We start from the raw sequence: 25,594 nt of genomic DNA on the forward strand, positions 1-25,594 counted from the left end.
ACATGTGTGATACCCGTTTTTTATGAGTGATTTTTCATGAAATTATTGCTTAGCAACAAAGTCTTCAAAGGTTTCAAATTTCTCTTCATCCATCACTTTCTCCATTTTTACTTGTCCTCCTTTTTTCTTGTTTTGACCACTCCATTCGTGAAAAATATTAGGGTCAATAGTGGTGACTTTTACTCCTTTGAGAGATTTTCCTCTAGCCACTTTATAATTCTTGTTTGCTTCTTTTAAACTTTTATCTAGAGCCTCTGCAAGTTCGCTTTCATTTGTAGTCGCCATTGTACCTAGATACCAGCAGTGGTAAAACTCTCCATCTATCTTTTTTGCACTCAATGTAAATTCCGGAATTTCAATATCAAATTGTTCTTCAAGTTCTCTCAAGGCTACTTCCATTTTATTTACAGAAAGTTGAGAGCCTACTACGTTTAAGAAAAATTTAGTCCGTCCTGTTATTTTAATTTCTGCTCTCTCTACATCCGTAAAAGCAATCGTGTCACCTATAAGATATCTCCATGCGCCAGAAACCGTACTTATGATAAGCACGTAGTCTACATCTGTTTCTACTTCTTTTAAAGTAAGAGATGGAGCATCTTGTGATAGCGAGCCGTCATTATTGATATATTCTGGAGCGAAGGGTACAAATTCAAAGTAAATACCAGCATTAGTAGAAAGCTTCATAGAGGAAGTCTCAGGTCTGCTTTGGTAAGCCATAAATCCTTCTGATGCAAGGTAAGTGTCGATTACCGTAATATCTCTTCCTAATAGTTGTCTAAAGCTCTTTTCGTAAGGTTTAAAGGCTACGCCTCCACTTGTAAAAACTTGTAGATTGGGCCATATCTCATGGATATTTTCTGCATTATGATAAGCAATTACTTCTTTAAGCATAAGTTCCATCCATGATGGAATCCCGCTTAGTGCGCCTATGTCCCAATTTTTGGCTCTTTCTGCAATGGTTTTTACGCGTTCATCCCAGTTTTCAATCTTGGCGATATCTTCTCCAGGCTTGTAAAATCCTTTAAACCAAAAAGGAATATTACTCGCTGTAATACCACTTATTTCACCCTCAAGAAATTCGTCATGTTCGATAAGATCTGTGGAGCTACCTAGAGCCATTACTTCTTTATCAAAAAAATCTGTTGGTAAATCATAATGAGCTAGTGCAGATACTTGAGCAAGACTGGTGCTTCTTATGGCAGCAACCATTTCTTCAGTGACTGGAATTCTTTTGCTCGTTTTTCCAGTAGTACCACTAGAAAGTGCAAAGTAGTGAGGTTTTCCAGGCCATGTTATATCTTCTAATCCATGTTTTATGCGATCCCACCACATACTGTCCATCTGGTTATAATCGTGGTAAGGAACCATTTTTGAAAAGGCAACTGCTTGATCTTCTTCTTCTTCTTCTAGTAGTTGAGAAAACCCATAATACTTTCCAAAGGCAGTATCCTTTGCAGTATTCAGCATATCTGCTAGAACCTGTTCCTGCTCTTGAATAGGATTAATGTCTGAGGATAATGTATCCTTTAAGTCAATTGCACTTTTTATTATAGATCCTAGAATAGCCATGGTTGTGATTGTTTTTACAAATATGTTAAATCTCACTATAAAGTTAATATAGATTGTAGCAAGTTTAACCCGATGTTAAGGAAGAATTGTGAAAAGAAATAGCCACTCTTTGCAGAGTGGCTATTGATATTGTTAGATATTTATGAAAGCCTAACCACAGTCACCTATACGATCCCAGCTAGTTGATAAACGTTCATAAAGTCCGCCTTGGTAGGTTACAAAATCACCTACACTATAACTTTGATTACCATTGTATGCTGGCACACCTTCGCATATATCTGCTGGCGGTTGATTGCTTCCGCAAGGACCTAGGTTTGTCCAACCTCCATTTACACGTTCATAAAGATTGCCTTGGTAAGTCACTTGATTGCCTATAGTATAACTTGTGTTGCTATTGTATGCAGCTACACCATCGCAAATGTCTCCACTATTGCCTCCGTCGCCACCATCACCTGGGTACATGATATTGATGCCAGTAATATCTCCATTAGAGAGTGCTGTGCGGTTTGTAGAATATGTGGAGCCATCTTTTTTTGTGATGGTAGGTTGGCCATTTTTGCTAAAAGCAAAAGAGCTATAAAGCATTACAGAATTAAAGTCAAGCTGGGCTGTATATTCTGTTCCATCTTGTCCTTGTGCAACATATGTTAGAAAGTTGTAATCCACTCCATCTTGTACATTGTTTAGGTTGATGGTGAGGTAGTCATCACGATCTGCGCGACTTTGTTCGTGCCATAAACCTACGGCGTGACCTATTTCATGAATGGTGTTACCCGTAGAGCAACCGCTTGCAAGTGTAATGTCTTGGCGACCGCCTATTCTTCCTACATATGAAGAACAACCGCTACCAGGAGTGAAATACACGTAGTCCGATTGGTTTGTGCGTTGTACAAAACGTACAGAAGTGCTGGCTTCCCAGTTTGCTATGGCATTTGTAACACGAGCTTGATTAGGAAGACTAGGATTTATAGCATAATACACGGTATTGTTTGCCCATCTACCTCCAGTGCGTCCAGTGCTACGAGTAGCATCTGTGCTTTCTTGTAGTTGATTTTTTGAGAAGATTATATCTCCTTCAAAGACATAGGTGTCGTTTATAGTCGCGACTTCTAGACTATGTAATCCGTAAAATAGGTTTTGTGATTGTCCTTTTTGACCTGGGAATGCTTCTTCTGCTTTCTCAATGTCATTTGATTGTATTTCTACAGAGGTGTTTTCTGCTTCGCTAATTTCATTAATATCTTCTTTCTCACAAGAATTAAAAAGACATAATGATAAGGCACAGGCGACTGCTAGATGAAAATTTTTCATAATTGGATTTTAAATTAAAAAGGTTAATTCCAAAATCACTTATCGCGGCCGCAGAAAGTTGTCTTGAATGTTTGTATGAGTACAGCAAAGAATTACTGTTATGGTTACAAATATTTAAACGTGAGAAAATTCTTATTGGATTATATGAATTTTGTTAAAAAATATAGGTTACTGATTAACAATTATTTAAAGTGCATAATCGTTAAAATTTTAACATTTAGTTTAAGTTTATAAGAAGATATAGTGCTTAAAACTTACGCTTATTTTAAATACAAGCAATTATATTGATAATCAATAATCCCTTTTCCTGCATTGAGTACATCTGCTCCTAGAATTCCATGGACGGGAGCGGCATCATGATTTTTCAGTGCTGTATTTACATGTGACATGTCAAATAGGACGATGTCTAGTTTTTTGTATTCCCATTTTTGAATGGTAATGGTATTTTTTCGCGAAAGCTTAGTGATCATATCTGTTGCACCAGCACCTGCTGCGAGAATCTCACTATCTTCTGAAAGTAGCCCAAACAACGCTGCAAACTCAAAATCTATACACGAACTAGAAGCTCCCGTATCAAGTATAAAGGAACCTTGTACACCATTAATTTTTGCTTTCATTTCAAGATGATTAGTCACGGTAGGGAAAAGGCGTGAACGGCAATATTTTTTTGAAAGTAGAAACTCGCGTAATGAAGGCATATTTATTAGTGTATTACTCAAAAATACTACAATCCTATAGACTTGTAGCTTTGTTAAGCATTGCTCAAGTTTATGTGTTTTCCCTTCTCTCTTTTCTATGCGCTAGCTATTTTTGTAGTCTATGAATTTTACAGATACCCATACCCATTTATACAGCAAGTCTTTTGATGAAGATCAGGACGTGATGATACAACGAGCAATTGACGCTGGCGTAAATAGATTTTTTATTCCTGCGATAGACTCTGAGTATACAGAGCGTATGTATGCGTTAGAAAAAAACTATCCAGATCATATGTTTTTAATGGCGGGTCTACATCCTACGCATGTTAAGGAGAATTACGAAGAAGAGCTGGCGCATGTGGAGGCACAATTTGCCGCTCGTGATTTTTATGCAGTAGGGGAGATAGGGATAGATTTGTATTGGGATAAGTCTACTTTAGAAATTCAGCAAGATGCTTTCAAACGACAAATACAACTAGCCAAAAAGTATCAAAAACCTATCGTTATACACTGTAGAGAGGCATTTGACGAAGTTTTTGAAGTGCTAGAAAGTGAGAAAGGAGATGATCTCTTTGGGATATTTCACTGCTTTTCTGGAACTAAAGAACAAGCAGAGCAGGCCATCAGTTACAACATGAAACTTGGGATAGGTGGCGTAGCAACTTTTAAAAATGGTAAAATCGATAAGTTTCTTGCAGAGATTCCTTTATCACATATTGTACTAGAAACAGATGCGCCGTATTTAAGTCCTGTGCCGTATCGTGGTAAACGTAATGAGAGTAGCTACGTGGTTTTAGTAGCCGAAAAGCTGGCGACAATTTATCAAAAACCTTTAGATGAAATCGCTGCAATAACTACTAGTAACGCAGATGAAGTGTTTTTTACAAAGCGTGCATAGCATCTTCTTGTAAATAGTAGATGAAGACTCAAAATATTTTGTTCTTTTGTGACAAACAATCCAGACTATTTTGAATAGATACGACCATATACGACCTTATAATGATAATGAAGTAAATCAGGCTTTACTTCACGCAGCAAGACATCCTATGTTTAGGATTTTACTGCAATTTACATTTCCAGATAAAACACAAGAAGAAATTGTCGAAGTACTCAGTACCTGCTTTTCAATAGCCGATTTTCAAGAAAAAGTTATCTATAAATCAGTAACAAATCTACTTGATAAAAGTGCTGAGGATTTTACGTGTAGTGGGTTTGATACGCTTTCGCGAAAGCGGTCTTATTTATACTTATCAAATCATCGTGATATCGTGCTTGATACGTCATTGCTTAATATGACGCTTATAGATCATGGTCTTATAACAACAGCCTCTGCAATAGGAGATAACCTTGTGCAAAAAGATTTTTTAATGGAGCTGTCTAAGCTTAATAGGAATTTTTTGGTGTTAAGAGGGCAGTCACCACGTGAGATGCTTATGAGTTCTAAACTTTTGTCTCAATATATTAAGCACTTGTTATTATCAAATAGATCTGTGTGGGTAGCCCAGCGAGAAGGAAGAACAAAAGACGGACTCGATAAAACGCAGCAAGGCGTACTCAAGATGATTACCATTGCTCGTGGTAAAACACCACTAATGGAATACCTCAAAGAACTTAACATAGTAGGAGTCGCAATCTCTTATGAGTATGACCCTACAGATATCTTGAAGGTACCCGAAATTGTGGCAAAACAAGAAAATGTACCTTACATAAAAACAGCAAACGAAGATTTTAATAGCATCCTTAAAGGTGCTTTAGGTAATAAGCGCAATATCCATATAGCAGCGGCACCTATACCAGAGGAAATTTATGATCAAATTGCTCAGGATTATACAAGCGATAATGATAAGTTACAAGCATTTGCTAGTGCCTTAGATACTATAATATGGAAGCATTATAAGTTGTGGCCGTCTAATTATATTGCATATGATCTATACCATAAAAGCAATAAGTACAGCGCTCATTATGATGAGAAAGAATTACGTCATTTTGAACGTAGATTAGAAGTACGAGTAGATGCAGAAAAGCAGATAGAAGTAGATAGCTTCTTATTAATGTACGCAAACCCAGTAGTACAATCAGAAAAAGTATGAGCAAGGCTAAAATTCTCTTAATATACACAGGTGGTACCATAGGTATGATCAAAGATTATGAAACGGGAGCTTTAAAAGCTTTCAACTTTGATGAGTTGCTTGAAAAAATCCCAGAGCTGAGATTGCTAGATTGTGAGATAAGCACCGCCTCATTTGATACCGTGATTGATTCGTCAAACATGAATCCTACCTACTGGAACGAGCTTTGTGATTTTATAAAAGAAGGATATGATAGTTATGATGGCTTTGTAGTACTGCACGGTAGTGATACTATGAGTTATAGCGCATCTGCCATAAGTTTTATGTTAGAAAATCTATCTAAGCCTGTGGTGTTTACGGGATCACAGCTGCCTATAGGAGACTTACGCACAGATGCAAAAGAGAATTTAATTACTGCAGTTCAAGTAGCTGCTTTGAGAAAACGTAATAAACCACTTATAACTGAAGTGTGTCTCTACTTTGAGTACAAGCTATACAGAGCAAATCGCACCTCAAAAATAAGTGCCGAAAATTTTGAAGCGTTTACTTCTCCTAATTATCCAGAACTCCTCACCTCAGGAGTACATCTCACTATTAATGAAGATGCACTCTGGAAACCGAATAAAAAAGCACTTAAAGTTCACAGAACCTTAGTTACAGAGATTCTATTACTTAAGATTTATCCTGGTATTTCGCAGTGCTTAGTAGAGGCAATGCTTAATATTCCTTGTACGCGTGGCGTGGTGCTAGAAACCTTCGGGGCAGGAAACACCTCTACGCAACCTTGGTTTGTAGATGCCCTTAAAGCAACTATCAAGCGAGGTGTCCCTATCGTAAATATCACGCAGTGTATCTCTGGCAGTGTGCACATGGGTAATTATGAAACTAGTGTCGCTTTAAAGAAAATGGGTGTTATCAATGGAGGCGATATGACTACAGAAGCCGCTACTACAAAAATGATGTACTTATTAGGGCAGGAGCTGGGGCCTAAAGTGTTTAAAACCGTCTTTGAAACTTCTTTACGAGGAGAGCTCACATAAAGTGTGTAACTCTTGAATGAGTTATTATTTTTTTGTTATTTCGCAATCCTTTAGAAAGAGTATGATTTATACGCTTTCGCGAAAATTTGAAACACCTACAACAGTGAGTTGTAATCAGATGTCGTTAAGGATAAATATATGTAGAGCACTCGCTTTACAATAAAATAGAGAGGTGGCCGAGTGGCTTAAGGCGCACGCCTGGAAAGCGTGTATACGGCAACGTATCGAGGGTTCGAATCCCTTCCTCTCTGCGAGAACACCTTTAAAAGGTTTTAAAAACCCTGTAAATTAATGATTTACAGGGTTTTGTGTTTTTAGTAATATCAATTGATACCAATTAATATCAAATAAAAAGGGGCTAATTCGGTGGAGGTTGTAAAATTTTTGTAGGGTCCACTATATATTTGTAAATAACTGTAAGTAAGCTAGTTATGGTAATTTTGAAGTTATTATTTTGACTACATTGAAGAGAATAAATACTTGAAAACGTATGTCACTCTCTCTTTTCCTACTATTCTTCATAAAAAAAAGTAAAGCTAATTCTTTTGGAAAGACCACAATCTTTCTGAGAATAACACTTGACGGCCATCGTTCTGAATTTAGTGTTCATCGCCAGGTGCATATAGATTCTTGGAGCTCTCGAACCCAACTCGTACTTGGAAACTCAGCTGAAGTTCAAGAAATCAACAGACATTTAGGTATTGTAAAAAACAAGATTTATTCCATTCAACAGAACTTTGAAAGAGAAAACGAATCCTATTCTGCGTCTGACCTTCGAGATGTTTTGCTGGGTAAGGATAAAGACCATAAGATGCTTTTAGAGCTCTTTGAAGAGCATAATAAGGAAGTAGAGGCATTGGTGGGTAAAGATTTCTCTGCAGGTACGCTAGAGCGTTACAGAACGTGTAAAAATCATTTAACTGATTTTATAAAATATAAATACAAGGTTAATGATATTCCGGTCCACAAAGTGGATCATAAATTCATTTCTTATTTAGAATATTTCTTGAAGGCAGTAAAAAAAAATGCACATAATACGGCGGTTAAATATATTGCTAACTTCAAAAAAATCATCCGCATTGCACTTGCTAATGATTGGATTTCTAAAGATCCTTTTCTCAACAGGAAGGCAAAACTAAAGAGAGTAGACAGAGAGTTTCTCAATCAAGAAGAAATTGAAATGATTATCGTCCTGGAGATTAAAATGCCTCGTTTAGATTACGTGAGAGATATTTTTATATTTAGCTGCTTCACGGGTTTGGCGTATATCGATTGCAAGAACTTAACGAAAGATAATTTAGTCATCGGATCTGATGGTGAGAAGTGGATTCGCACCACCAGAAAGAAAACGGAGACTAGAAGTAGTATCCCCGTTCTATCAATTGCAAATGCGATTATAGAAAAGTATGAAAATGATCCTATACTCAAGATTAAAGGGTTAGTGCTTCCAGTTCTGAGCAATCAAAAGATGAATGCCTACATTAAAGAGATTGCAGACCTCTGCGGAATTACTAAGAATCTCACCTTCCATCTTGCTCGACATACGTTTGCAACTACGGTAACACTATCAAATGGAGTACCCATTGAATCTGTAAGTGAAATGTTAGGTCACACTAATCTCAAAACTACCCAGCACTATGCTAAGATCTTGGATATGAAGGTGGGGAGAGATATGGAAATTTTACGAGATAAATTTAAGTAGTCATTACAAAGGCATATTGTAATTTTTATTTCTATTAGGACTGAGGTTGTCTAGATAGCCAGAAATTGGACTCGTGCTTTTAGTGCTCGGCATTTTAAACGCATTTTTAAAGAAAACAAAAGCTGCCTTTTGCCAGTTTTCTTTTGATTTCCATTTTTGTGATTGAATATATGCGTAGAATTTAATCGCTTCTTCCTCCGGCCAATTATTTTCCTTAAAGAAGAGAAAAACGTTAGTTTCATTAAAAATGATGCCTGACTGTTTATTTAAGTTTTCTTTTGTTTTATGTTTATAAGAAGATACCAGAATTTGGCTAGGTTCTGGAACGCTGTTGGCCAAATTTTGGACTTTTACCGTACCACTACTAGTATCAAATATGGGACTGTAACTTTTCATCTCGACCTTAGAACCTCTGGCTGGGTGATACGATGGATGATATTTTAAATATCCCCAAGTATCTAAATTTCTGAGATGGTTGTGATAGGTAGTTTTAGATTTTATTTTGGCTCTCTCCATTACAAGTTCACGATTAATGGTGATTAGTTTTTTAAAGAATTTTTGATTCCATTTTTGAAAGAGTGCTAGATATAAAGTGATATGACCTTGTCTAATGCGCTCATCATTATGGAACATTTCTAAAACCGTATTCAGCTGGGTGATGTAGTTTACTTTTTCCATTATTAGTCATTTTTAGAGTTGATATTGATTTTTTCGCGAAAGCGAACTTGTTTTTTTGCATAAGGATCATTTTCCTCGAGCATTAGTTTTTTCTTTGGAGGCTCGGTTGCTTGAAATAAAGCTTGCAACATCGCGACGCTTGGCTTTGTTTGCGTTTTCTCAATATCCTTCATTATTGCAATCATTCCATTCATACGTTTCTTTATGAGATTAGAAATTCTTGTTTCTAGTGCCTCCATATTTGGTCCTAGTTCCTCTATTGGGGAAATACCATTGCTCTCAAAAAAGCCAATCATTAAGAGCAAACTCATTGACTGAGATTTTGACATTCTCCTACTAAATTTTCTAAACTTCTTTGCTACAGAGGCTTTGATCTTTAATGTTTCAAAACCTTCCTTTTCATAACCCTTATCCATAATTTTTAGTAATTAATTTGCTTGTTTATGGCGTTTGTGTTGTGATTTTAGTAAAAAAAGTATACTAACGAGTGATCTTAAATTTTTATTTAGAACCTTAAATGCCCGTATTCATTGGCTTTGCGGAAGAATATAAAATATGTAACATCGCGTTAGCGTGTTACCCTCTTGCTATTCGATTTCTTCACTTCATTTTGAAATCTACATACCATTATAGGTGCCTATAATGAGTCAAAATTATAAACTCAAAGATTATTTTTTTTAGTAATAAATTGAAGTTATGATTTTTTAAATAGCTGAAAAACAGTTATGTAAATTAATTTTTTAAATCATATTAGATGATTTAAACTGATGTGTTTTGATGATTGTTATTATCCAAAATCACTTACTTATTATATCTAGAGCGTTTTCCTTTTCATTTGATATGAAAATTTATGTTTACTTATAATTAGTACTTTAAATTAGTAGGAAATGATATAGATCGAGGTTAATCTTATCTTGTTCACTTACTTCCCATAGCGCCATCGCTGTTACCTTTTCGGAAACAGAAATTAAAATTTAGGTTGAGTAAGGACTTATAAATAGGGAGTGTAGTACAGTTTTAGAAAGTATTGATATTTTTTAAAAGCCGATCGTTTTATGCAGTCTGTCTCAAACTCAATTTTAGAGCTTTGTTAAGAAATGGTAGAAGTATCAAGTAGAATTAATCGATGTGGTAGATAAAAGATGCCTTAAGCCTTCTACAGAAATATCAAAAGGAAGAAAACTTATACTCATTTGTGTTTTCTTTGAGTTAGACTTTACTTTTTGATTAGATGAGTTTTAGAACTAATTAATTGATTACTACTAGAGATTGATAGCTTAGATAATAAATTGTACTTTTAATTGACAACAAGAGTTCAATGGAGAGTACTATCTTCAAACTCGTTGAGGTATTCAAATAGTAATACTTATTGAATTGAATTCTCGTAATGGTGAACACTTGGGCCGATTGTTATTACTCTTAATATATTTATTAAATGCAAAAAATAAAAAAGCACAGAGGTCATAAACGAATTTGGAAGGATATTGAAAGATGGAATCAAAATTCAAGCACAATTAATACGAATTGGTTGTTACGACAAGGTAGAGCTTCGGTTTGCATTGGTATATATCCTATTGAAAAATTTAAAATTAATAGTTCTTATGCTGAGCCTCGAGGTGCGACGCGTAAGCTTATGATAAAATCTTTGATAAATGTTTACCATCAGTGGCATAAACAATTAGAAGAGCTTGACACCCCTTATTATTTGAAAATATGGCTTTATGAGCCTAATTTATCTGATTCTCAGGTAGTTTGTTCTATTGGGCAATTACGAGACTTTTACGATAACACCTTCCATAAGCCAGATGAAAAGAAAAGGTTTCCAATAGAACAATACGGTTCCCTTTCAAAAGAGTTGCAAGGTTTTAAGTGGGATTATGCTTTAGAAGAGGTTATACTGTCCACACGAGACTCGCCACATCGAGAAGATTACACAAGTGATAAAATATTTAAAACGGAATCTATATCCTTTCAAAAGCAACTCCAAAGAAAAAACGCAAGGATAATATCTGATAAGACACAGACCTATTGTGCCATACCTCGAGGTAAAGTTTGGATAGGAGGTAAATAGTTTTTTATTTTACTTTGACAGTGCTCCTATGTCCAATCAATTTGGTTTAGATAGTTTTATTGTATTTTTCTCTTTTCTAAGGATGTAGTTTATGTTGAGATTTTTTTTAAAACACAGTTTGTTTAGTATTTGTTTTTTTACAGGGTTTCTTATACAAGCTCAAGTAGAGGACAAGGCCCAATTTTTATTAGATGATTTACCATTCACGATACAAGATGATTGTCTAGATGAGAATTTTGAATACGATGCACTATCGGTTCAAATACCAGTGCAAGATGCAAATCATATAATAGGATTAAAGATTGCACTTAATAGCGAAGAAATTCTTTTATCTCTTGATAACTATAGGGATTTTGACGGACAAGATCTTTATCAAATTCTTCAAAAGCATTATGCCTTTGAACGGGAAGCAACACTCTATTTTGATTTTATCGACTCACAAAATAGCGATGAGGTTATTTTTTACAGTATTAACGTGTGTCTTACATCTTCAGAAATTAGAAAGACTGGTAATGCCCGAGGTTCTGTAGCAAATGGGAATAAGAAATTTGCTAAGATTCCTATTTTCTATGCTACAGATAGGAAGGATACAAGAGACCCTGATGTGTATGAGCGTTATGGCGGTGAGTTAGCAGGTGGTTTCAATTTGAATTATGGATTGTGTGAAATCACAATTCCAGTCTTACATGAGGTTGGACAGATAGAAAGTCCAGCGATGTGGAAATTTGAATTCTCTGAAGATCCAGATAAACATATAGTGTTACAGAAAATAAATTCATTAACTGAAAGCGCATTCTTTAATAAATTATCTCAGAGAGTTGCGCTTTCGCGAAAGCGTAAAACCTTTATGTTCATACACGGTTACAACGTCTCCTTTGCAGATGCGGCAAAGAGAACTGCTCAAATAAAATATGATCTCGATTTTGAGGGAGAAGCCGTTTTATATAGTTGGCCATCGCAGGCAGCAACCTCTGCTTATACCATAGATGAGAATAACATACGTTGGGCAACGGCAAATATTAAGAACTTTCTAGAAGATTACATCACAATGTCTGGTGCCGAAGAAATTTATCTCGTTGCTCACAGTATGGGAAATCGTGGACTCACTGATGCGCTCATAGATCTAGCAAATGAGAAACCTGAATTGATGTCAAAAATCACAGAAATAATACTAGCTGCACCAGACATAGATGCGGCTGTTTTTAGAAGAGATATTGCTCCTCAAATGGTTTCAAAAATAAAAAGACCAATCACGCTATATGTATCTGCAGATGATGTGGCACTTGAAGCTTCCAAAGCCTTACACGGTAGACCTAGAGCCGGTGATGCTGAGTATGGAATTATGTTAGTAGATGGTGTAGAAACCATAGATGCGACTGGAGTAGATAGTAGTTTTTTATCACATTCTTACTTTGCAGAGACAAAGTCTATTCTTGATGATCTTATAGATGTATTGCGTTCTAATATAAGAGCCACTTTGCGCACTGCACTTAAAAAAGTAACGACCGCGGAGGGCACGTATTGGAAGATAGATTAATCTTACCAAATCTTAATATATGCTAGTTTATTAATTTCTTTTACATCAATTACTTGTTTATTGTTTGTTGCTTGTAATACAGATTTTTGAATCTCTGTTATAATCTTATCTGTGAGTGATACAGGTTTCAAATTCTCGCTTGTAAATGGATAAGACGACCGTTGATTTTTTACCTGTTTTATAAATGCAGTTGTAAGCGCTCCATTACTTAATTCTTTATTTTCATAAGCAACATCTTGTCCAGAGGAAGCAGAGATAATTGTAGCTCCATTTTTAGATAAAAAGTTATCAAATAGTGTGGAGACAATCTCAGAAACCTTTGGAGTTTTTCCAGCCCCTTTTTTTGAAGCAACAATTTTTCCGCCTCGCTCTCCTTCCGTAGTATTGGATGATGTTTTAATTTCGTACTCATCTAGATCAAGAGTGTTACCAGAGTGACACGTATCCATCAGTAGGAGTTTCTTAGAAGCCTTAGATTGTGACATAGCATCTATAATGGTATTAAAGGCCACACCAGATTTTTGTACGTCATTAAAATCCATATTATGCGGTGCGTAGTAATAGGCTAGGTTTTTATCCAAAACACCGTGACCTGCTAGAAAGATGATAATCTCATCTTGATCTTTTGCTTTTTTAAGAAACGTATTTAAGACTTCGTGTATACTATTTTGGGTTGCATTTTGGTTTGTGAGATAGGTGGTATATACATTTTTAAAAGAAAGAGGAGTTTTTTTAGTACTCTCTTTTTTTAGACTAAAAGCTTCTTTTGCAACAGATCCACTTTCTTTAATAAAAATTGTTTGATCACCATCAAAACCATATCCACGTATGGATGAAAAATCCTCTATAGATTGAAATTTTTTAATCGCTCCAAAAAAATCATAGTTCGTGATCTTAAAACTACTAACGTAATTTTTATCTGTATACTTATCTGATGAGGTGATAGTACTTTCATTAATATACCATTCACTTAGTGTACTACCATTATATTCTTCTAATACTCTTGTTTGAGTTACAGGCGAAGTATCTAAATCTATTAACCAAATCTCATCCGTATGTGTTTCAAAAAGTATTTTACTCCCATTTTTAGAACTTGAGAGTACGCGTAATGCGTTAAACTGTAATGCTGTCTGTGTAGCACTAGATGACCACTTTTTATCATCATACGTATAAATCGTCTGGATTACATTTTGACTGTTCCAATCTTCTGTATCATTTTTAAGTTCAAGTAGAAGCCATGAGCTATTGTCAAGCAAGGTTACGAGTCCTTCATTATAGCCACGTATAATGTCAAAAGGTAATTTGAAGCGATCCTCAACACCTGTTAAAAAATTATATTTAATAACGGTATTGGATTTTGTGGAATAATAAAACCCATCAATAGCTGGAAAAACAACACTATTTGCACCCATAGATAGTAGTTCCTTTTTCAAACCATCACTTAGTTTAATTTCTTTTATGATCCCTGTATTATAATCCCAAAGCCGAGTCCCTTTGTTAGCATTTTCGAGCCAGTATCGACCAGTAATATCAACCATTATCAAATCTATAGAGGAGGCATATGTATCACCGTTGTAATTTTTAATCACCTGTTTAGTCTCGTTTTCTGAGGTGCGCGTATATTTTTTCCCATAAAAATTTGTGAAGTAGGCTTCTTGATCTTCGGGTTGAAGTGTGTCATACATAGCTATAAAATCAAGGGCATCCTTGTCTGCAAATGTTAGGTCGTGAGAGTCTTGCTCATAATCAGATACACCTATAGCTATTGCATAAAGATCACGATCTAATGGAGGGCCATCATATAGAATACGTTTTGATAATGAGCTTATGGTTGAGCCTTTTTTATCTTTAATAAGCACGTCAATAATATTGATACTATCTACAATCGCAATTTGAGCTTTAAAACGATCTCCTACTTTATTAAAATCAATATGATTAATGAGTACTCCATTGCGCTTTATACTTATTTGCGGTTCAATAATTTTTGATTCTATTGCTATGGCAAGCTCAAACTCTTGATCGTTAACAATCATTTTATCAGTAGAGTTGTTAATGAAAACTGCTACTTGATCTTTGGAATTACCGGTTTGACTAGCTGTGTTCTCATTGCGCACAGTTATAGATTTCTCAAGTGTCTCTTGATACGTTTTCTCTAAAGTTCCGAAAGTGGAGAGTACTGCAATCGGATCATAAAACGATTTTGGCACCTGATCAAATGGAATTTCAACGCCATTTTTTGTTGCCTTTAATAACGCTCCCGCATCGCTGTTTGTAATGTATTTACCTTCTGGGGTATAAAAAAGATGACTTTTTTTATCTGGATTGTACACCGTAGTAAGTAGTGTTAAATCTTTGGTATCGTATAGTTTAATGCTTCCTTTTTGATATGATACAAGTAGTCGTGTAGCATCTTTATTAAGTGAAATCTTAATGGGCTTATTTGAAAAGTCGTAAGGTATTCCTCTGTCGCGAAAGCGCACACCTACTCCTTCAAATATAAATGCCACCTCCTTATTTACTGCACTTAAATCTTCAACAAAACTACATTCTTGTCGCTTTGAAGTGTATTTTCCTTCCTCTAGCACAAGTGATAATGAGTACGTATTACATTTACCTATTTCTATAACTTGATCTCTTATACTTATAAAGAAGTCAGTCTCTTGATCTGGGTAAATACGATAATTGAGAGGATTTACAATTTTCTCACTATAGACGACCGTAAGGTCCTTAACAAGGCGTATTTCTAAAAGATCATTTTTATTTATGGTAAGAACATGATCTCCATCGTGACTTATTACTCCGTGTTTAAATGAACCATCAATTTCCCGCTCTTCATTCTTTGTAATAATTCGGTAAGGACTTGCCTCTGCATAGCCTTGATCATAATAGTTATTGAGAGCGGTGAGTAGTATCTCTGCATTACCATTAAAATCTTCAATATGCCTATAAAATGGCTCTAATGAAGTCGTATGAAAGGTCTCAAAAGTGTCTTTAAAAAAATGATATCTAAAATAAGAAAACTTATCATTTTCATCTAATCTCCAACTCGTAAATATTCCTTCTCCTCTGCTAAAGTCCATCATCTCTGGATGGTAATTCTCAATAGGGGTCTCTACATTCTTATAAATCTTGAAATACTCATCATAGCGAAGTTTTGAAAATCTGTTATTAAAAGTTCCTGTTTCAAAGTATTTTATCTGCGATCTATAATCGTCTTGTTTGTAGCCACCTAAATGAGAAAATAATATATCGTTAGAAGGTAAAAAGTGTCCTGTATAAGGCGAAATTAACGTGCTGGAGGTCTCGTTAACCTTTAATGTAATATCATCGTCAGACTGTGCTATCACGTTTCCGAAGACACAAAAACAGTAAACGATAAAGATTTTTAATTTCATAATATCTTTTTTTATGCTTACGCGAAAACGTTTTTCTATAGCTCCTTCCTAACTTCTTTAAGAGTTTTTGCAAGCATTTTATACCCTGCTTTTTTTGCTACTTTTTCTGGATAATAGCCTGCGTTATTTTTTGATTTGGCACTTACATTCTTTGCTAGAAGCATTTTTACAACCTCTGTATTCCCATTGCCCGCAGCGTCGTGTAATAGCGTATTTCCGTAAATGTCCTTAATTGTAACTTGCGCACCAGAATTTATAAGTCGTTGTGCAAATAGCACATTATTATCCTTTACCGCCTTTTGAATAAGCCTTAATGAAGAAGTGTAACCAGCATCTGGATCCAGCTCATTGGTTAATAGAATATCGAGTAGTTGTGTGTTTTGAGAGTCAATGGCACCTTCTAAGAGCGTTCTAACGTAATCATCAGAGTAATCTTCTCCATACTTTACGAGAAGATTTTCTAAAACTTGGTAATTATTATTGTGAATTGCTACATCTTCTAGTCGTCCTCTTTCCTTAGCATAATTACTAGTAAACATCCAGCTATACACAGACCAATCTTCATAACGATCTGTATTGTTAATTTTTATGGAATAGGCTATGTTATCATAAATAGCACGCTGCACGATTTCCTCAGGAAGATAAGTGATTTTATGAGCTTGACAGCCGGCAGTATAATCTACCTCTTGGAACGTTACCGTTTTTACACAATCACAGGCTTGATCATATTTATAATCACCCGTATAATTGCCATTAGAATACTCAACAGCTCCTCGTACAAGAATACCTTCTATAAAGCCATTGCTATCAAAAACCGGTCCTCCAGAATTTCCAGGGAAAGCATCAATATCACTTTTAAACCATGAAGTGGCTGTATTATCTACAACGGTAGACTCTGTAGAAAGTTTTAAAGGCAGACCTGTAGGAGCACCTATTGTGTAAATATCAGAACCTTCTGCCACCACGCCACTTGTTCTAAAACGGTATGGTCTTCTATCTGATTTTCTATCTAGTTTTAGAACTGAATAGTCTAAGCTTTTGTCATCTTCATCATCATTGAGTTCACCCACTAGCACCTCAGATACTTCGTAAAGATTATTTTTATTTACTTCTACATAGCGATCTTCCTCATTGTAAGAGAGGTCATTTGTATAATCAAAAAGCCAAACCCAGTTTGCTGCATCTTCTATAGTTTTAATACAATGACCAGCGGTTACTAATAAATCTGGGGCGATTAGAAATCCGGTGCAACTAGCCGCAGTAGGTTGATCTAAAAATTTCACGTTGTCATTAAATTTTTCTGTATCAAATTGGTGTGCTAGTAGCTCACGCAAACTATATCCATAAATGCGATTTCCTTTTATCTCCTCCTTAGGAATCATCACTGCAGTGGCTCTTGCAAAATCTTCAAAACCTTCTGCATCTTTTATTTCCTTACGTCCATCTTCTCCAAAAACGCCTCTAGGTGAAGAACCTGGTTCTTCAAAAGGATATTGAAGTGGTGGGGTTTCTTGGGCTTGTAAAGTTGTTATTCCAAAAAAAAGGATGGAAACTAAAAAAAAATTTATCATATAAAAATGTTAATTATTCTATCATTACGAAGGCTGCCCATTTTTCTGGATCATCCCTATACTTAGATGCCATCTCTCTCTGAGTGCTTCTAAATGCCTCGCGTACTCTACCTGTTTCAACCCAAGTTTTATAGAAAAGTTTCATAAATTCTGCTGTCTCTTTATCAGGCACCTCCCATAGACTCATCACGATAATGTTTACACCAGCCATTTTAAAAGCCCGTTGAAGACCATAAACACCTTCACTTCCTTCTATATCACCTAAACCTGTTTCACAAGCGCTAAGTATAACGATATCTGTGCTAGATAAATCTAAATTAGAAATCTCTAAAGCTGTAAGGATGCCATCCTCTTCTTCTGAAATGGTTGTTTCATCATTCCAAGACTTATTTCCGTTTGCTAGTATAAGGCCAGATCTTAAAAGAGGGTCAGAACCATTTTTAAAGATGTTATACTCCGGATCATTACTATCTATAGCACTGCTAGATTGATTAAAGAAGTACCCGTGGGTAGCAATATGAAGTATATTGGGACTACGACCACTAAGTTCTTTAAATGCGCCTTCTGTTGCATTGGATCCAGAGAGTATCGTGACATTTTCTTGAGGAAAAAGAGATTTGAGAGTATCAATCTCTCGTAAAGTGCCGGGTAAATATTTCCAAGTTTCAATACTTTTCTTTTTTGTCAATGGCGCGATTGCTGCATTAGTTGAAGTGTTATAATCAACCCCACCTACAAACAGAAGTCTGTCATAGGTAGGTTCTTTAACATCATCGCATAGATTATAAGTAGTGCTAAGTTGTATAAGTTGTGTAGATTTATTTTTGTTTTGAGAAAGATAGAGCGCTTCTAGTGGAATTTGAGTTATAAGACCAGATGGTGCATAAAATATTCTGTTTATAGATTCAATACTCTCCTCTAATGCTCCAAAGATGAGATTATAAAGTTCTATAGAAGGTAGCGTATTTTGTTTTGATTTTAATATACTTCCTCTAGAGAAGTAAAGTGCATTAGGAGACTTATTTTTTATGATTTCTTTTAAAATAGTTTCTTCAAAAAGCTGGATAACTTTTGGGTGTTCGTATTGTTTCGAGATAATATACGCAGCATAATAAATGCTATCTGTTAAGGCCTCTTTGGTAGAGTGATTATATCTTGAAAATTCGATGGCAATTTCATCGTATTTCAAACGATTTTTTACTTCTTCCCACCTTTTATCCACAAAGTTAATTTTATTTGATTGAGCTGCATTAGTCCTTACAAGATCTGTTTCTAATCTTTCGGTGATTGGATATAGACTATCAATCAATTTTTGATTTGATTTAATAATAGCTTTGTTGAGTTTGCTTCTTTCTTCTCTATAGCTTTTGATTTTAGTATTTATTTCTTCATCGTTAAGAGCGCTAAGATTTTTTAATACGTCAAGTGAACTGTTTAATAAAAGACCCTTTTTTACAAGCTCATTATTCGTATTAAGTATAGCTATTTTTCCAGATCTGTCATCTATACTTTTGGCAAAGGAGGCATATTGGTCTGCTTCTACTATAAAGCTCTCTAGGTATAAATTTTTGTCATATTCACTTCTGAATTGAAATACATCACTTAGAGAATTAAGTCGAGATGAGTTAGAAAATTGTGCATATTGAATAGCCTTCTCGTTATTACCTAAGGATTGATGATTTAAAGATATAATATTTGCTAGCGTAGCATAATTTTCACTTTGATCTCCCTCGTTAATTCTTAAAATACCAAAAGCTTCTTCAAAAAGTTGCATTGCCTCTTTTTTCCTATTCACCTGAAAGTAAATATGAGCAAGATTATTTGTGCTAGACGCAAAATTAGAGCTTTTTTTGCCAGTCAATGCAGTAATAATTTCTCGGTGTTTTAATGCTTTAGGTTGAGCGTCAAGATAATTTTCTTCTGCAAGCAGCAATTTCACGTCTAAAGATAAAACGGCTGCTAGGTCTTTGCTATACTCGCTACTACGATGAAGTTCTTCTATATTTTTGGCAAGACTTAAGTAGTACCTTGTTTTATTAAGATCCCTGTAGCCAAAATAGATGGATGCGAGATTAAAAAGTGGTGTGAAATTAGCATAATTTTCTTTTCCTAAAGTTATAACTCCTAAGTTATAGGCTTCTTCAAGATCTACTTTTGCTTGGTCAAAATCGCCCAGTTCATAATAAAGAATAGCTATAGAATTTAATACGCTTATGTAATCTTCAGACTCTTTTCCTTGAGTTTGATTAAAAATTTTTAGAGCTTCAAAATTCAATTTTATCCCACTGTATAACTCTCCTTTATTCGACTTTACAATAGCTAGATTGTGAAGATTATTTGCATAATTATCGGTATTACTTCCCTCATTTTTTTTTATAAGAAAGAGCACTTCATCTAAAATTTGCTCAGCTAGATCATAATTCCCATTATGCACATTATTTACTCCATATATAGATAAGTATTTATAATACTGACGATCATTCTTACCAAAACGCCTTTCTAATATTCCTAGTTGTTGTGGTTGAAGTTCAAGAGCATTTGCATATTTATTAATCTCACTATAAAACTCAATTGCTTGAGTAAGTACTTCGTTATAATAAGTAGGCGTCAAGTACATTTTGGAGTTCTTCAAAGTTTTTTCATACAGTGCTTCTGCCTCAGGAAAATTTCCAACGCTAAAATAGATAGCTTCTGCTAAGTTAGCTTGACCAAAGAGATAACTATTATTTTTAGACTCCCCTTTTTTTTCAAGTATCACGAGGTCTTTAATGATATAGGGAATAGCTTCAGTATAATAACCGAGTTCTCTATATGCCCAACTCATTCCTCTATTTATGGCGTCTTTTTCGTCTTGATCGAGCTCACTTGAGTTTTCATAACCTAACGTTTCCAGCTGACGGTAAGATTCTAAGGCTTCTTGATTGCGACCATAAGCATAATCCTTATTTGAAAGTTCATATAATCTCCTAATTTCTTGATTAAGATCGTTTTGACCCAGAGTTATGCTTGCACATAGAAAACAAGTAAACCAAAGAGCATATTTAAGATACTGCTTCATTATTACTTTATTTCTCCACAATTTCATACACAAACTCCGTCGTATACCCGCGCATTTTACCACCAGTTTTTCTAGCATCGCCACCGCGAGTTTGCGAGTAACTTTCTTGCACAAACTTCTCTAACGGATTCATATCGCCACGCGAGGTAGCTCCTCGAGAAGTAATAATAGGTTTTAAATTTATGGGTGTGGTAGTTGCAAATCCTTTGAGCGTGAGACGCTCATAAGGAGGTCCAAAAGCAAATACATATTCATCAAGTAGCATCGTCTTACCTTTTGGAATCTTGAGATCATCTACAGCAAGTTCGTAATTATCATTAGGTAAAAATTGAGCAATCTCTCCTTTAGAATTAATTTCGATAATAGTAAAATACAAATCCTTGTTACTTTTATTAGTTACCTCAATCGCTGCATAATCTCCGTTTGTAGTTACTTTATATACTCCCTCTGTTCCTTCATTTTGTGCAGGTAACACACCATTTACAACTTCCATTTCTTCATCATAATCTACGGGAACCAATTTAAACTCAAACTCATATAGAGGGTTAGTCATAGTGAGATCTCTTATGTAAGATCCCTGTGCATATTGGAAAAGTTGCTTTTCTAAAGCATCGAGTTGCGAGTCTCCTCTAGAAGCAATTGCCTTGTCTATTTCTGAAAGTCCGCTTGGGTTTAAAACAGCATATCCTATTGTCTTTTTTTGTGAATCGATCTGCGGCCTTATGATGACCGTTGCGCTATCTATCTCTGTTACAACTTCGCCTAGATTATTTTCGGTTAAATAGGTATTTACACCTTTACTAATTTGAGAATCTGTCACATTATAGAGGTACGCCTTGAGATACATATCTCCATAAGAAGGCTCGTCTACAAAGACCCAAAACTCTTTTTCATTAGAAGATATAAGTGGTTTGTCTAGCGTTACATTTGCTGTACTAAATGCTGTTTTAATCACTTTGCCTTTTGCAACTACAACCTCTTCTGAGAATTGCGTCGTTCCAGCAGGTACGATGTTTATAGTCGTTCCTTTAAATAATTGCTGGATCTCGCCACCGTTTATTTGAATTAGATCAGGCCTTGCGATTCGCTTTAATGTGTAATACGGCTGTTGTTGCACATATTCGCCTTTAAAGAGCTTATAGTCTTGATCTCCTTCAATGGTAGGTTTTTGCCTAGGAGAGATGATATTCATTTGAGCGGCTATCTTAGAAAATAGCTGTCTGTAGGTGTAGTCCGATCCTAGTGAAGTTAACGCTTTCGCGAAAGCGTAACTCAAACTGCCATTACCTTGATATTCATAATTAAGCTCTGCCGCGCTTGCTCCAGAGATCATCACAAATGGAGCAGTGTCTGGATCTTTCTTCACTCGCTGAAACATATCGCCAGCGAGTGCATTAGGATTTTTACCCGGTGTCCATCCTTCAGGAGTAAGTGCTGCCTTACCGCCACGAGCCTTTGCTCCACCACGTGTGCTAGAGCCAGAATGACAACTATCTAGTAGAAACAAAAGCTGTCCATCCTCACCCAGCGTGTTTCTTAGGTTAGTGATTATATTTCCTAACTCATCATCACGTATGTGATTCTCTCCCTTATAGTTATCAGTATACTCAACATTTGCATCATAAGGAACGATAGATTCATCTAGATCATCTATCTCATCTCCATTATCGTCAAAAAGCTGCTGCCCGTGCATAGAGAAGTGTACGACAAGGATATCTCCTTTTTTGAGTAAGGATTGAATTTCTTTTATCTTGTTTAAGATTCCAACTTTTGTAGCATCTGCATCTATAATTTTATAGATATATTCTAATTTGAAAGCCTGTGAGATTAACGCTTGTTCTATAATAGGCACGTCATTTGCAGAGCTTATTTTTCCCCAGCCAGTTTCGGGAACATAATCTCCTACGGCTACAATAAGTGCATATTTTTCTGCTAGGGCTGTGGTAGAAATTAGAAGTGCAAAAATAACTGTAAGTAGATTTTTCATAGTTACTGTTTTATATCAAACAAAGAAAAAGAAATCCCAAAGTAATAGCCAAAGTCATATACATTTTCGGTAAAACTCTCGATATCACTTCCTATAGCTTCATTACCTATTTCTAAACCATTAGTAAGGCTTTGTACGGGGCCAAGTGCTAAACCTCCAGAAAGAGAAAGTCTATTACTATTACCTAAAAACAGGGAAGGGCCTAAGAGGAAATTAATCCCAGATAGATCTCCGGTAATCGGGATGGAAAGACCAAAACTCCCACCTATATTAAAATTATCACCTATTACGGGATAAAAATTAATCATCGTACTTAGGTTAGGTACAAAAGAGTCATTAGAATCTGCATCTATAAGTCCATCTTGATCTATGTAATAATCCAGTGAATTATCGCCAAAATTGTTAAGCGTAAGCGCCACACCTGTATTGATTTTAAAACCACCTTTTGCATAAATAGGTATAGAACGTATTTTTTGTGGCTGGTCTGCATTAAGCAACCTAGTAGTGCCTTGTATAAATTCACCTTGCATAAACCGCAGCTCAAAATTTGCTCTATCTTTTTCTACACGATAGTCATATGATTGTGTAAAGCTAGAAGCTTCTAAAGCTGTAAACATTCCTTTTACCTCATTTACCGCAGTTACAGTTTGGGTAGTGTATCGCTGTAAAGAGTTGTTAGTTGAAATATCTGTACCGCCGCGATTCATCTCATTATTAAGAGTATTTGCTCCAGTGACCACCAGACTTTCTAAAGACTCGAGAAAGAGATATAAATTTTCTTCTGGATCTGGTAATCTAGGATCATCTATTTGTAGCGCGAGGTCTAGTATATTTTGTTCTATTTGTGCTTTAGAAAGGTTGGGGTTTTGCATATTACCAGCAATTGTGCGTTTAAGAGCAGCGATAGATACAGTAAGATTCTGTAGGTCCTCAACACCTCTTTGTGCAGCACCTCTACTAGCATTATCTTTAAGATTCATTATATCGCCAGTGGGAAGATTTTCTGTATTAAGAGAGAGTCCGCTTCCAGAAACAGACTGGATACCACCCAGCATAGACCCAAAGTTGAAATTACTTCCTCCATTGTGAATATCTTCTTCGGTCACTTCTGTTTCAACTCTTAAAGCGAAGGGGTTGACATCTTGTACTTCTACTTGGATAATACTATTTCTTTTAAAACGTGGTTTTTCTAATGTATCAGTAACCTTGTTGTCTTTGTCTACCGCGTAGTATCGAACCTCATCTGTACTATAATTGTAAATAATTTTAAATTTTTCTTGAGCAAAAAGGCAAAACGGCCCAAGTAAACAAAGTATGAATAATTTCTGTTTCATAAAAAGTGTCTAAATATAGATGGTTTTCAGATGTGATTTGATGAAAACAACTTCAAAATCATTGAAAATATACATAAATATTCTATAACCCTTGTAACGTGACCTTAATACCTAAATAAATGTTATTAACCTAAAGTTAGAGAGGCAAGTTTATATATATGAGTCCGTATTGTTCACTACCGTATGAAGATTATATTTTTTTAAGGAAAGCCTACAAAGTCATAGTTAGTCACATTGATGCATCAAGATTTTTTTAAGGGATGTTGTAATGTTATATTTTCATTAATTTAAGTTGAAGCAAAGTTTGATTTTATCAATTTTTATAAAGGAGATTTAAAAATCTTCTTTATTAGTTTATCGATATATGACTTGTATCTTGTTTTGTTTGAAATAACTATATTAAATGTAAATTGGGAGGGCCATTTAATTTCACTTTCATTAAACCCATCAAAACAAGCAATTGGCTGTAGGTTAAACGCGGACAAAGTTATTAAAAAACGCTCCATACCACCAAAGGGATAGTTGTTGGTTGAAAACCTCACAATTCCTAAAGATTCATTTTCTTTTTGTAAACTATCCAAATCCACTTCGAAGCCAAATTCTAAATAATTAAATATTGAAAGAATATCTTGATAATTAAATGATGAGAAATTTTCGTTGTTAGCCTTTAAATAGCATTCAATGAAAGTGCTCGCATAACCAGGTATTAGTTTTTTGCATCTGAAAAGCTCAGGTTGGACTTGTTGATCTAAAAAGGCGTTTAATTCTATTAGTGCAATATCAATTTCCTCTTGAGTTTGCATACTGTCCCAATCAAATTCAGGTCCTACTTCATCAAACTTAAAATTAGGCTGCCTTACTTTAACCATATGGTCGTAAAGCCTTTGGAAATCTAAGTATTTAACACTGTCGTGAATTTTAAATTTTATAAAGAGCATAGTTTTAAATTTGATGTAGTTTCCTAGATTTCTATAAATTTAGATGAAATTTATTCAAAAAATTTTCCTTCATTCAAAATCTCACAAATCTCGTTTTAAATCATAATTGTATGTTAAAGAGGGACTAATTCGGTGGAGGTAGAAAATTGGGGTGTTTTTAGACCCCATAAACGCTCATAAAATGAAAATATAGAGAGTTCCTTCCTCTCTGCTGTAAGTGCTATACTTTAAAGTGTAGCACTTTTTTTTTGACCTATATAATATACGTTTACATCTGTAATATAGGTGGTAGTATTTAGGATCTTATCAATCACACTTTAAAGTAGCTTCTTAAGCTGGTGATAAGTATGTGTGGGGTATGTGAGTCTTAATTGAAAAATTTTCTTCAAAACAATTAGTTGTCAATTTTGTAAAATGAGCATTGTATTTGACCATCGTGTAAATCCTCTTCTGAAATAAAAGAAAGTAATTCTTAATTGCTAAAATTTTAATTGTAATTTATGTGTAACTATCACGAATGTGTCATTTAATCTATCGAAATCGCTTTTTTGTCGTAATTGTCAGATTGACTGTTGATAACTTCTAATAATTTTTTGTAATGATTTAGAAGTTGTCTATCTTTCTCCCTTGAAAAAA

Annotated in this window: 17 protein-coding genes and 1 tRNA gene; 7 read left to right on the forward strand and 11 right to left on the reverse strand. The window is 35.1% G+C overall.

Going from position 1 to position 25,594, the window contains the following annotated elements; translation table 11 throughout:
- Positions 1 to 42: 42 nt before the first annotated feature.
- From ACJJVU_RS04720 to ACJJVU_RS04730, 3 genes are all read right to left on the reverse strand, one after another.
- Positions 43 to 1,569 carry a GH3 auxin-responsive promoter family protein gene (locus ACJJVU_RS04720; RefSeq protein WP_405227468.1) on the reverse strand — a complete coding sequence of 509 codons (1,527 nt, stop codon included), beginning with the start codon at positions 1,567 to 1,569 and terminating at the stop codon, positions 43 to 45.
- 150 nt (positions 1,570 to 1,719) lie between these two features.
- A complete protein-coding gene (locus tag ACJJVU_RS04725; protein WP_405222813.1) occupies positions 1,720 to 2,880 on the reverse strand; it encodes a M12 family metallopeptidase in 1,161 nt (386 codons plus the stop codon).
- Positions 2,881 to 3,140: 260 nt separating this feature from the next.
- Positions 3,141 to 3,578 (reverse strand): retropepsin-like aspartic protease, encoded by a 438-nt coding sequence (locus ACJJVU_RS04730; RefSeq protein WP_405222816.1) that lies wholly within the window; start codon positions 3,576 to 3,578, stop codon positions 3,141 to 3,143.
- 121 nt (positions 3,579 to 3,699) lie between these two features.
- On the opposite strand from ACJJVU_RS04730, the gene ACJJVU_RS04735 reads away from it, so the two are divergent.
- The 5 genes from ACJJVU_RS04735 (at position 3,700) to ACJJVU_RS04755 (ending at position 8,389) form a co-directional block, all read left to right on the forward strand.
- Entirely contained in the window at positions 3,700 to 4,476 is a 777-nt protein-coding gene (locus ACJJVU_RS04735) for a TatD family hydrolase (protein ID WP_405222819.1), read from the forward strand.
- Between the two features lie 70 nt (positions 4,477 to 4,546).
- Positions 4,547 to 5,668 (forward strand): 1-acyl-sn-glycerol-3-phosphate acyltransferase, encoded by a 1,122-nt coding sequence (locus ACJJVU_RS04740; protein WP_405222822.1) that lies wholly within the window; start codon positions 4,547 to 4,549, stop codon positions 5,666 to 5,668.
- On the forward strand, positions 5,665 to 6,687 hold the full coding sequence (locus ACJJVU_RS04745; protein ID WP_298330383.1) for an asparaginase: 1,023 nt from the start codon (positions 5,665 to 5,667) through the stop codon (positions 6,685 to 6,687). The genes ACJJVU_RS04740 and ACJJVU_RS04745 overlap by 4 nt, the downstream gene beginning before the upstream one ends.
- A 166-nt stretch (positions 6,688 to 6,853) precedes the next feature.
- Positions 6,854 to 6,938: transfer RNA gene (locus ACJJVU_RS04750), tRNA-Ser, on the forward strand.
- Positions 6,939 to 7,177: 239 nt separating this feature from the next.
- A complete protein-coding gene (locus ACJJVU_RS04755; protein ID WP_405222825.1) occupies positions 7,178 to 8,389 on the forward strand; it encodes a site-specific integrase in 1,212 nt (403 codons plus the stop codon).
- Positions 8,390 to 8,392: 3 nt separating this feature from the next.
- Here ACJJVU_RS04755 and ACJJVU_RS04760 read toward each other — a convergent pair whose 3' ends face one another.
- Together ACJJVU_RS04760 and ACJJVU_RS04765 are read right to left on the reverse strand one after the other, a co-directional pair.
- Positions 8,393 to 9,067, reverse strand: coding sequence for a hypothetical protein (locus ACJJVU_RS04760; protein ID WP_405222827.1), 675 nt, complete (start codon positions 9,065 to 9,067; stop codon positions 8,393 to 8,395).
- 2 nt (positions 9,068 to 9,069) lie between these two features.
- On the reverse strand, positions 9,070 to 9,483 hold the full coding sequence (locus ACJJVU_RS04765; protein WP_405222830.1) for a BfmA/BtgA family mobilization protein: 414 nt from the start codon (positions 9,481 to 9,483) through the stop codon (positions 9,070 to 9,072).
- A 1,019-nt stretch (positions 9,484 to 10,502) separates the two neighbouring features.
- Here ACJJVU_RS04765 and ACJJVU_RS04770 point away from each other — a divergent pair.
- Together ACJJVU_RS04770 and ACJJVU_RS04775 are read left to right on the forward strand one after the other, a co-directional pair.
- The gene (locus ACJJVU_RS04770; RefSeq protein ID WP_405222833.1) at positions 10,503 to 11,138 is read left to right on the forward strand and encodes a hypothetical protein; all 636 of its coding nucleotides are present in this window, start codon (positions 10,503 to 10,505) and stop codon (positions 11,136 to 11,138) included.
- Positions 11,139 to 11,256: 118 nt separating this feature from the next.
- Positions 11,257 to 12,675, forward strand: a complete 1,419-nt coding sequence (locus tag ACJJVU_RS04775; RefSeq protein WP_405222836.1) for an alpha/beta hydrolase — start codon at positions 11,257 to 11,259, stop codon at positions 12,673 to 12,675.
- Positions 12,676 to 12,677: 2 nt separating this feature from the next.
- Here the strand turns inward: ACJJVU_RS04775 and ACJJVU_RS04780 are convergent, their stop codons facing one another.
- From ACJJVU_RS04780 to ACJJVU_RS04805, 6 genes are all read right to left on the reverse strand, one after another.
- The gene (locus ACJJVU_RS04780) at positions 12,678 to 16,070 is read right to left on the reverse strand and encodes a caspase domain-containing protein (protein WP_405222839.1); all 3,393 of its coding nucleotides are present in this window, start codon (positions 16,068 to 16,070) and stop codon (positions 12,678 to 12,680) included.
- 35 nt (positions 16,071 to 16,105) lie between these two features.
- The gene (locus tag ACJJVU_RS04785) at positions 16,106 to 17,641 is read right to left on the reverse strand and encodes a trypsin-like peptidase domain-containing protein (RefSeq protein WP_405222842.1); all 1,536 of its coding nucleotides are present in this window, start codon (positions 17,639 to 17,641) and stop codon (positions 16,106 to 16,108) included.
- Positions 17,642 to 17,654: 13 nt separating this feature from the next.
- A complete protein-coding gene (locus ACJJVU_RS04790) occupies positions 17,655 to 20,699 on the reverse strand; it encodes a CHAT domain-containing protein (protein WP_405222845.1) in 3,045 nt (1,014 codons plus the stop codon).
- A gap of 7 nt (positions 20,700 to 20,706) precedes the next feature.
- Positions 20,707 to 22,686, reverse strand: a complete 1,980-nt coding sequence (locus ACJJVU_RS04795; protein ID WP_405222848.1) for a caspase family protein — start codon at positions 22,684 to 22,686, stop codon at positions 20,707 to 20,709.
- Positions 22,687 to 22,688: 2 nt separating this feature from the next.
- Entirely contained in the window at positions 22,689 to 24,020 is a 1,332-nt protein-coding gene (locus tag ACJJVU_RS04800) for a hypothetical protein (RefSeq protein ID WP_405222851.1), read from the reverse strand.
- 320 nt (positions 24,021 to 24,340) lie between these two features.
- Positions 24,341 to 24,958: a hypothetical protein gene (locus ACJJVU_RS04805; protein ID WP_405222854.1), complete on the reverse strand. Its 618-nt coding sequence runs from the start codon at positions 24,956 to 24,958 to the stop codon at positions 24,341 to 24,343.
- Positions 24,959 to 25,594: the final 636 nt, after the last annotated feature.

It is taken from the genome of Dokdonia sp. Asnod1-B02, from assembly GCF_045063955.1.
Taxonomy (GTDB): domain Bacteria; phylum Bacteroidota; class Bacteroidia; order Flavobacteriales; family Flavobacteriaceae; genus Dokdonia.

What these genes read in the sequence shown, in the direction of transcription:
- ACJJVU_RS04720 (WP_405227468.1), bottom strand. Translation starts at nt 1,569, where the DNA reads ATGGCTATTCTAGGATCTATAATAAAAAGTGCAATTGACTTAAAGGAT.
- ACJJVU_RS04725 (WP_405222813.1), bottom strand. Translation starts at nt 2,880, where the DNA reads ATGAAAAATTTTCATCTAGCAGTCGCCTGTGCCTTATCATTATGTCTT.
- ACJJVU_RS04730 (WP_405222816.1), bottom strand. Translation starts at nt 3,578, where the DNA reads ATGCCTTCATTACGCGAGTTTCTACTTTCAAAAAAATATTGCCGTTCA.
- ACJJVU_RS04735 (WP_405222819.1), top strand. Translation starts at nt 3,700, where the DNA reads ATGAATTTTACAGATACCCATACCCATTTATACAGCAAGTCTTTTGAT.
- ACJJVU_RS04745 (WP_298330383.1), top strand. Translation starts at nt 5,665, where the DNA reads ATGAGCAAGGCTAAAATTCTCTTAATATACACAGGTGGTACCATAGGT.
- ACJJVU_RS04755 (WP_405222825.1), top strand. Translation starts at nt 7,178, where the DNA reads ATGTCACTCTCTCTTTTCCTACTATTCTTCATAAAAAAAAGTAAAGCT.
- ACJJVU_RS04760 (WP_405222827.1), bottom strand. Translation starts at nt 9,067, where the DNA reads ATGGAAAAAGTAAACTACATCACCCAGCTGAATACGGTTTTAGAAATG.
- ACJJVU_RS04765 (WP_405222830.1), bottom strand. Translation starts at nt 9,483, where the DNA reads ATGGATAAGGGTTATGAAAAGGAAGGTTTTGAAACATTAAAGATCAAA.
- ACJJVU_RS04770 (WP_405222833.1), top strand. Translation starts at nt 10,503, where the DNA reads ATGCAAAAAATAAAAAAGCACAGAGGTCATAAACGAATTTGGAAGGAT.
- ACJJVU_RS04780 (WP_405222839.1), bottom strand. Translation starts at nt 16,070, where the DNA reads ATGAAATTAAAAATCTTTATCGTTTACTGTTTTTGTGTCTTCGGAAAC.
- ACJJVU_RS04785 (WP_405222842.1), bottom strand. Translation starts at nt 17,641, where the DNA reads ATGATAAATTTTTTTTTAGTTTCCATCCTTTTTTTTGGAATAACAACT.
- ACJJVU_RS04790 (WP_405222845.1), bottom strand. Translation starts at nt 20,699, where the DNA reads ATGAAGCAGTATCTTAAATATGCTCTTTGGTTTACTTGTTTTCTATGT.
- ACJJVU_RS04795 (WP_405222848.1), bottom strand. Translation starts at nt 22,686, where the DNA reads ATGAAAAATCTACTTACAGTTATTTTTGCACTTCTAATTTCTACCACA.
- ACJJVU_RS04800 (WP_405222851.1), bottom strand. Translation starts at nt 24,020, where the DNA reads ATGAAACAGAAATTATTCATACTTTGTTTACTTGGGCCGTTTTGCCTT.
- ACJJVU_RS04805 (WP_405222854.1), bottom strand. Translation starts at nt 24,958, where the DNA reads ATGCTCTTTATAAAATTTAAAATTCACGACAGTGTTAAATACTTAGAT.